Raw genomic sequence first — 6,202 nt, 5'->3', positions numbered from 1 at the left:
ATACATAAGTAGGTTGGCGTTGAAAATTGTCGTTATGGCAAGGCAAAAGGCAAGAGTGAAGAGGGTTTGGGCGATTTTACGTTTCTTTACACAGTTTGGTTTTATTGTGTTCACCTACTTAGACAAATATAAATAAACATGAAAGAAATAGAAAATGGTAATGTTAGCCGCTATTGCAGACCGATTGATTTAGAAGATGGAATAGTAAAAAGTCATGCTTTTGCAAAACGAACAGAACGTAACGAAAAATATTTGTCTGTCTATTTACTTGAATTTTTTCAAAAAGAAACTGAACTAGAAAATATTTTAGAAGTTAAAGCATACATGGCAAAAAATTACAATCTCAAACCTAATGGTTGTTTTGCGGTTGTTAATATACAACAATCTAAACAATATATTCTGGAAGAAATATCATCACAAATTTACTATCGAGAAGAAAAATTGCCTCATTGTGGTATTTTTCATGATGCTGATGATCTTTTAATTTCTAAGTTACTTTCTGAGTGCGTTCAGAAGAATTATCTTATTAAAGATATAACTGACTAAAAAAATGGTAATTAGAGTATTTACATATTTAAAATTCAGCCGTCAGCTATCAGCAAGAATTGAATTTATATAGCGTTTCCCAGTCTAATGAGGTACAAAATTATCTGTGTTCATCTGCGTTTATCTGCGTTTGATTCTGACTTCTTGTACCTCACTTGCATAGGAATTACTATAAGCATTCTGAATATTATTTACTGATGTCAGTCTCCCTACTTGAAAACCCCTAAAATCCGGTTTCAGCTGAATGCTGACCACTGATAGCTGAATGCTTACGTCTTGAACAGCTACTTATGCTTAGGTTGAAAATTCGGCAGTTCTACAGATGCTAAAGATTTGCGTCCCTTGGGTGGTCGTCGTGGATAAATCAATGGTGAAGGCGACTTATTGTCAGATTTATTATTAGATGTATGATCATCCAATAAATCCGGCAAAATATCGTTAGTGGGTAAATTTGATGCTGTTGCTGGGGAATTGTCTAACCAATAATCTTCCATTTCCTCAGTATGGATCTGATGGCTGCGGAAATGAGAAACCACTGGTAATTCCTGTACTAGTGATATGGTAAAATCTTCCTTTCCCGAATTTTCAGTATTAGGATAAGGATCAATTTCCATCTGCAAATCCTGTTGAATGATGATTTCTGGTTGTGGATGATTTTCTGAATTAGATACTAAAGCCTCTAAAATAGATGTGTCACCTTGATGAATATTTGCATCTGTCCCTGTTCCCTGGTCTGTTTCTTCAGATAATGGTGTAATAAAAAAGCGATGAATTATCCCTTCCAGTTGTTGGTCTAGAGATAATAGTTCAGAATCATCTCCAGTTGTTGAGGGCATAGTTGCTTCATTAACCTGTATAAGATCAGAAATGACTGGTTCTGGATGATGGGTATAGTTTTCCGAAGTTGTCACTGTAGACTTAACCCAAGAACTATTGACAGACTCATTCACAGAATCTGTTTCCCCTGTCCAAGGTCGAATAGGTTGAGCGTTGGGAAACAAAGACCGGGCTTTTCTGGAGAATCGGGTTTGTTTGTGGATGACATCATGGGGATGATGGATATGATCCTCCAGGTTCTCATGGCTAGGAATGGGAGTATCTAGACATTTTTCCAAAGCCGATTTAAACTGCATGGTCTGTCGTTGTTGACGCATTAGTCTAGCCCGCAACTCACGACAGGTATTTTCCGAGTGTAATAGCTGCTGGGACTCTTGACTGTAGTTAGCTTGCAGAAGCGAACATTCTCTTTCCAAATGTGCTAACCGCTGTTGGCTAATTTGCAAATTAGCTTTATAATTTTCAATACAAATTTCTTGTTGTTGAACTGTTTGGACAGATGTTTCTAACTGCTGATACAGGGAATGAATTTGTTCTTGACCAACGGAAAGTTCTTGATTTTGTTGGATAAACATAGATTCGGTAACAGTAGACCGAGTTTTGTGCCAATGCAAAATCTTTTCTGCTTCAGCTAATTCGGTTTTTAACTGCTCGACCTGGGCATATAGATGATTATTAGCTGTAGTTAATTCTGTATTTAACTTCAGTAATTGCTGAAATTCTAAGTTGATCTGTGCTTGTTGATCAATATTAGGTTCTGCAATCCAGTCTTGTTGGTTGCTGTCTTCCAATTTTTCCATAACTACGGTTTCACATTGACAATCTGTAGTTGGCCGATAGCGTGGCGTTAGCTTGATTAGAGGTAAATTTGTCACGGTCATATTGTTATGATTCACAAATACGTAGCCGTTATCAGTTATTTACACAAAGAAAAATTGACTCTTGATATTCGACAATTGTTAATTATCAGTTGGCAATTGTCAATTACTTAAGGTAGCCAATGGGGATGAAAGCCCACTAATGGCAGTTGTTCTGGTTTAATATCTATGTTGATATTATCAGGGATGGGTAGCAAAGGCATTAACCAAAGACTACTACTAGCAATGGGTTCGCCGTCATCTGTTTTTAAAGTGTTAGCGGGTAGTTGGGCTGTGTTGTTGGTCACGGGAACTACTTGGTCAAATAAGAAGCCTAAACCGTCGGGGGCTAAATGGGTTTGCACATTGCGTTGAGCAGCGGGTAAGAGTAGCAATGGTTTTTGTACTCCTGTTTTTAGGTTAATGGATACCAAGTAAGGCTGTTCTATGTATTGTTCTTTAGAAACCAGTTGTGTAACTAAGCAGTAAAGGTTAGGGGAGGCTGGGTCAAACTGACAGCTAAGAATTGAGCCTGTTGTTTTTAATAGTTGTTTTTGTACGCCTTGGTTGGTGACTAAAAACAAATCTCTTGTATAGTCGGTGTTAAATTTGACCATTGCTGCCTGTGAACCGTCTTTAGAGAAGGCTTGTACTAAGCCAAATTGAGGCAGAAAATCCAGGGGTTTACTGCTGTTACCTTCTAAGGATACAATTGCTGTTCCCTGTCCTTGAGAAACGGCTACGGCTTTGCTGTCGGGTGTAATCAGAAAATCTCCACCTGGTTGTCCTTGTAATCGTTTGGGGGTGGGTTTTTCGCCGGAATTGTCATTTTGGGTAGATAAGTACCAGAGGGCAAAGTCACCGGGATTATCTCGTTTACCTCTTTGAATAACGATCATTTGTCCATCTGCGGAGAGGTCAAATTTGAGGTTTTGATATTCTTTGTTATCTAAAATTAGGTCAACTTTACCTGGGGCTGCTGTTTCTTGACCAATTTGATTAGGTATGCCTGTGGTTACTGTATAAAGTTGGGCGGAGAGGAGGTCGGGATTTTTGGCGGAACGGGCGGAGAAGAGGATTTTTTCACCATTGGGGAATGGCTCAAAATCCATAACAATTAAGTCTTTGGGAGTAAGGACTTTTTTTTGTTCTTGGGTTAAATTATAAAGTACCAACTGCCCTTGGATTTCTGGCGCAGAGCCAATATAAAGGATGGCGCGATTGCGGGTGGTGAAGTTCCCTGTAAAGGGCTGCATGACGCGGTTTTTCCCTTCGGCTTGAGAGTATTTATCTTTGCCTTGTTCTAATTTGACTTGGTACGTTGTTCCGTAGGGGGCTGGGGTGAGGAGGGTATAGACCATTCTTCTGCCTGTCCAACTAATTTTCCCGGCTAGGGGTGGATCTATTTTTAAGTTCTCCTCAATGCTTTTGAAGTCCATTGGCCGACTAAAGGTGAGGGAGAAGGAGAGATCCTCAGCGCCGATTTGTTGGTTTTCCCAGGTAAAGTTGCGGACGCTAGGTTTGACTACATCGCCTTTCCAGATGATCAATCCGATGAGCATACTCAGGAGGAGCATGACTGCGATCGCAATTCCGTCTAATGGTTGTATAAGTTTATAGGATTTGCTCATCTAACGATTTTGGATTTTGGATTTTAGATTGATGATCCTGACTAATAACTGTAAGGGTTTTGAGGTTGGGGAATTTTTTTAATAGAGTTGGCTTTGATTGTTAATTGACGTTTTTCGGCGACTGTTTGTGTGGTCATTTGTCCTTCTATTTCTAACCATGTATCAGGCGGATACTGTTGCCGTGTTCCAGATATTTGGACTGGTAATCCCACGGGATAAGCATCTGCGGCACAACAACTGAGAACAAATCTGGCTAAAAATATATATTCCTCACTGACGTTAGGTTGATGAATCACAAATCCCTGAACTTTTGCCTTTTGCCCTGTGTATGCGTCCGGTTCAGGATAGACATTCAGTGTGCGTACCCAGTCTACAAGCGATCGCTCTTCTGGGCGAACTGTAGCCCGAAATGCTTGAGGTTGAGCGCGACTAGCACCTGTTGATTCAGTGACACCCCGATCTAGGGCTGTTTGACTAGCAAAGACACGGGGTGTAATCATTAACCCTAAAATTGCCGTTGTTAGTAGTAAAAAACTGCCCCAACCAGGGGGAAATAAGTTAATATGCCCAGGATTAGATATTTGGGGACGGTGACGGTTTTTCCACAGTTGCAATCCCTTAGAGAAACCAATGATTAATAAAGCTATTCCAGCTACAACTACTAACCAAAAAAAGTCCGGGTGGATTAATAAGTAGAGTTTGCCTGTTAGCCAATATTTCAACATGAGAATACCCCAAGCTGTAATGGCTAATACATCTAGCCAAGGGATGAGTTTATTTGGGGCTTTAGTTTGGGAATTCAGCATTTTTGGGTGTCACAGATGATAGAGGCAGGGGGCAGGGAGTAGATGAACAGAAATTATTGACTACCTTTTTCTTAATCTTCAGTTACTATATTCTCACTTTCCCCAAGTTTAAACCCTATACCTCACACCCCACATTTCCGAGGTAAAGGAGAAAATTTTGATGAAAATGGGACTGAATCTCAATTAGATGACGTGCAGATTCAGAAATAAGGTGAATAAGAGCGTCAATTGTCCAGCTAAGAAAAATAGATAGATCAGGGCTTTTGGCTTAAAAATTGATAGCATCAAACCAATACCTTTAATATCAATCATCGGTCCAAATACTAAAAATGCTAACAATGACCCGCTAGTAAAAGTGGAAGCAAAAGATAGGGCAAAAAAGGCATCAACTGTAGAGCATATTGATACAACTGCTGCTAATACTAGCATGGCTAAAATTGAGCTAATTGGCCCAGCCCCAAGACTAAGAATCAAGTCACGGGGGGCTAAAACTTGGGTAGCGGCAGCGATCGCACTTCCTAATACCATGACTCCGCCTAATTCCCGGAGTTCTTGGACAATATTATCTAAGAGGGAGCGGAGTTTCTCTGATAAGGGTTTACTGAGGTTAGAAATTGCAGCAACTTCACTGTAATTATTGTCTATGCGTTGTGATGCTCCTGTTCTGCCGCCGAGAATATATGTTCCTGATTGCAATAAATTCGGTGTATTAGTTTGGGGTTGTAATTGAGATTGTTGTCCCCTGCGGTTTGTTTTCGGTGGTGCTGGGGGGTTAAATTTGAGATAACGGGCGATCGCTGGCTGGAGAAAAGGAACTAAATCTGGTTGAAAACTGAAGATAAAACCAATAATAGTCGCAATAGCCAGGGAAAATACCACTCTTAACACTACTATTTCCGGTTGATCACGGAATGCGCTCCAAGTTGACCAAATTACAATGGGGTTAATTGTTGGTGCTGCTAATAAAAAGCCAATTGCTACTGGTGTGGGTACTCCCTGCATCAATAACCGTCGTGCCACTGGCACATTACCACATTCACAAACTGGAAACAAAAAGCCGATCATACTGCCAAATAAAGCCCCCAACAGGGGATTTTTGGGCATTTTCTCCACCAATTTACTTTCATCAACAAATAGTAGTAATAGACTGGATAAGAACACACCCAGCAGTAAAAATGGCATCGCCTCCACTAGTAGACTGAGAAATATTGTAAAACCATTGTTCAGTTGATTCATGGGCGTTGTATTCAACAGCAGTTCTGAGTTTTAGGGTTTTGTTTTGTCATCTTATTTTTGAGTCACCTATACGGGGATCATTGATGAAACTACTAAAAGTCGATCTCATTATAGTCAGGCAATTATAGCAGTCCCCAATAATTTGTGAAAAAATTCTCTGTTTTTTAACTTTTATTTGGTGAATTTACAACTTAGAGACAATAAATACATACACCAGAATTCAGGTAAACTGAGGCGGAGTAAAGGCTTTGTCTTGTATCTTTCCCCCAACTCCCCAACTCCCCAACTC

General features: G+C 40.0%; 5 protein-coding genes. 1 reads left to right on the top strand and 4 read right to left on the bottom strand.

Annotated elements, in window-relative coordinates:
• Positions 1-138: 138 nt before the first annotated feature.
• Entirely contained in the window at positions 139-546 is a 408-nt protein-coding gene (locus IQ228_RS18660; protein WP_027403857.1) for a hypothetical protein, read from the top strand.
• 284 nt (positions 547-830) lie between these two features.
• Here IQ228_RS18660 and IQ228_RS18655 read toward each other — a convergent pair whose 3' ends face one another.
• The 4 genes from IQ228_RS18655 to IQ228_RS18640 all read right to left on the bottom strand — a co-directional run bounded on the left by IQ228_RS18655 (position 831) and on the right by IQ228_RS18640 (position 5,913).
• Positions 831-2,264, bottom strand: coding sequence for a hypothetical protein (locus IQ228_RS18655; RefSeq protein ID WP_051424403.1), 1,434 nt, complete (start codon positions 2,262-2,264; stop codon positions 831-833).
• Positions 2,265-2,371: 107 nt separating this feature from the next.
• Positions 2,372-3,871 carry an Ig-like domain-containing protein gene (locus tag IQ228_RS18650; protein WP_027403858.1) on the bottom strand — a complete coding sequence of 500 codons (1,500 nt, stop codon included), beginning with the start codon at positions 3,869-3,871 and terminating at the stop codon, positions 2,372-2,374.
• Positions 3,872-3,912: 41 nt separating this feature from the next.
• Complete coding sequence (locus IQ228_RS18645; protein WP_035082704.1) at positions 3,913-4,677, bottom strand: TIGR03943 family protein; 765 nt, start codon at positions 4,675-4,677, stop codon at positions 3,913-3,915.
• 183 nt (positions 4,678-4,860) lie between these two features.
• Complete coding sequence (locus IQ228_RS18640) at positions 4,861-5,913, bottom strand: permease (RefSeq protein WP_027403860.1); 1,053 nt, start codon at positions 5,911-5,913, stop codon at positions 4,861-4,863.
• Positions 5,914-6,202: the final 289 nt, after the last annotated feature.

The organism is Dolichospermum sp. LEGE 00246 (assembly GCF_015207865.1).
GTDB lineage: Bacteria > Cyanobacteriota > Cyanobacteriia > Cyanobacteriales > Nostocaceae > Dolichospermum > Dolichospermum heterosporum.
This window is presented reverse-complemented; position numbering and strand designations above follow the sequence as displayed.

Coding starts and splice junctions, on each gene's coding strand:
- IQ228_RS18660 (WP_027403857.1), top strand. CDS start 139: ATGAAAGAAATAGAAAATGGTAATGTTAGCCGCTATTGCAGACCGATT.
- IQ228_RS18655 (WP_051424403.1), bottom strand. CDS start 2,264: ATGACCGTGACAAATTTACCTCTAATCAAGCTAACGCCACGCTATCGG.
- IQ228_RS18650 (WP_027403858.1), bottom strand. CDS start 3,871: ATGAGCAAATCCTATAAACTTATACAACCATTAGACGGAATTGCGATC.
- IQ228_RS18645 (WP_035082704.1), bottom strand. CDS start 4,677: ATGCTGAATTCCCAAACTAAAGCCCCAAATAAACTCATCCCTTGGCTA.
- IQ228_RS18640 (WP_027403860.1), bottom strand. CDS start 5,913: ATGAATCAACTGAACAATGGTTTTACAATATTTCTCAGTCTACTAGTG.